This is a genomic window from Candidatus Zixiibacteriota bacterium (genome assembly GCA_040753495.1).
Lineage (GTDB): Bacteria > Zixibacteria > MSB-5A5 > GN15 > PGXB01 > DYGG01.
In genome coordinates, this window is sequence record JBFMEF010000083.1 from 1 (window position 1) to 2,104 (window position 2,104).

Genomic DNA, 2,104 nt, shown 5'->3' on the forward strand with positions numbered 1-2,104 from the left:
AGGTCTCATGACGAGCCATCATGTCACAATCATCAGCCAGCATCTCCTCCCGGTGCTCGTTTATTGTCTCCTTGGTCAGAATAGGGAGAGTCTTCAAGTCATTCTGGCTGTATACCCGCTCCGGGTCAAAACCATATTCTGCAAAAAGACGTCGGTAGTACGGCGAATGGTTCTGGGCATGCCGCAATAGCCGCCGCAATGCCAGTATCTGATATTCTTCAATCTGCCCCGGATAATAATTGCAGTGGTCAGAAAAAATACGGCAATATCCGCACACGTCCGGCGCCTGCATTGCCCGCCCGTAATAGAGCGGCGTTACCAGCGGATAATAAAACCCCTTGCATCCAAACATATAACCTCCCTGAACCAGTATTTTCGATACGCCCGGTCTTTCTTGAAAATCGCCTGACCCCATCATAAAATCCCCCACTGACATCTGCTGTCAGTGAAAATGGGCGAGATTATCGAAATTTGAAAATTTTTTTGGAAGATTCTGACTAAAGCGAAGGCGCATCCTGAGTTACCGGCGTCAGGGGATAGGATTCGACCTGGTCGAATGGCTACAAGTGAAGAGCCGTCAGGAAGGATTCCTGACAGCGCAATGAATAGTTACCAGCAGATGTGGACATCTGCCAGGCACGATACAAGTGAAGAACCGTCAGGAAAGATTCCTGACGGCGCAATTTGGGAAAGATTTTCCGGCTGGAAACGTCCAGTTCTGTCCGACGAAGATAGTTCTGTCCAGGCATTGTTTAAGAATCGTCCGCCCCTCGGTAGGTCAAAACCTTTATGGTTTCGACAAAATCATCCCCCGCCTTCGGCGGAGGATGATTTCCTTGTAGCCGCGCTGACAGAATCCCCACCCTTTTGACATTCCTTTCGGCTTTTCGTATCTTGGCGATGTCTATGAAAAACAACAGAGACGAAATAACTATCAAACTGACGGCTGAAGTCACCTGCGCCGGTTGAGCCAGCAAATTGGGGCCAAAGTTTTTGGCTGACCTTCTCAAGGAGATGCCGCCGGAGAGCAATCCCGCCCTTCTGGTTGGGTTTGAGACCTCCGATGACGCCGGCATCTTCCAGATTAGCGACCGTCAGGCGCTGGTTCAGACGGTGGACTTCTTTCCGCCGATTGTGGATGACCCGTACGCTTTCGGGCAGATTGCGGCCGCCAACGCCCTTTCCGATATCTATGCCATGGGCGGCAAGCCGCTGACCGCTTTGAATATTGTCGGTTTTCCGGATGGAGTTCTGCCGCCGGAAATACTGAAAAAAATTCTTCTCGGCGGCGCGGAAAAAATAAAAGAGGCCGGCGCCGTGGTCGTCGGCGGTCATTCCATCAAAGATAAAGAATTGAAATTCGGCGTGGCTGTCACCGGCATCATCGATACCGACAAAATCGTCCGCAACATCGGCGCCAAACCGGGCGATATTCTGTTCTTGACCAAACCGCTTGGCACCGGCATCATCACTACCGCCATCAAACGGAATCTCGCTTCGCCCGAAGATATTGCCACTGTCACTAAATCAATGGCGACACTGAATAATGTCGCATCTGAACTGATGGTTCAATTCGGGGCTCATGCCGCCACCGATATCACCGGCTACGGACTTCTCGGGCATGCGTACGAAATGGCGAATGGCTCTGAGGTAACCCTGAAAATCTCTTTTGACCGCCTCCCGCTTTTCCCGAATGCAATGAAATTCGCCAACGCCGGCTCGGTCCCCGGCGGGACTTCCGCCAACCGCGAATATCTGCTCGACAAAGTGGAGTATCTGAGAAAATGCACCGAAGCCGAACGGAACCTTCTCCACGATCCCCAAACCTCGGGAGGCCTTTTCATCGCCCTCGACGCCGGGAAGAGGGATGATTTCCTGAAAGCGGCGACGAAAAGTGAATTTGCAGTTTATGAAATAGGGGAGGTTATTGCGAAATCAACCAAGCCGCTTGTGATCACATAATGCGAGTAGGTCAAATCTGTGCTTCCCCCGATTTGTGGGACACGTAAATAAGCATAACTGTTTTCATTTTCGAAATCAACCGGGCTTAAGTATTTCAGAGTTGAGTGTCGTCTTTGACGATTATAATATATCTCAATCCAAG

2 protein-coding genes and 1 pseudogene are annotated in these 2,104 nt (G+C 50.7%); 1 reads left to right on the top strand and 2 read right to left on the bottom strand.

What is annotated here, in order from left to right:
* On the bottom strand, nucleotides 1-352 hold a 352-nt coding region (locus AB1690_05300; GenBank protein MEW6014718.1), incomplete at its 3' end, for a hypothetical protein.
* Nucleotides 353-978: 626 nt separating this feature from the next.
* Between AB1690_05300 and selD the strand changes: the two genes are divergently transcribed.
* Nucleotides 979-1,962: a selenide, water dikinase SelD gene (gene selD / locus AB1690_05305; protein MEW6014719.1), complete on the top strand. Its 984-nt coding sequence runs from the start codon at nucleotides 979-981 to the stop codon at nucleotides 1,960-1,962.
* A 65-nt stretch (nucleotides 1,963-2,027) separates the two neighbouring features.
* Here the strand turns inward: selD and AB1690_05310 are convergent.
* A pseudogene (locus tag AB1690_05310) lies at nucleotides 2,028-2,104 on the bottom strand (IS3 family transposase).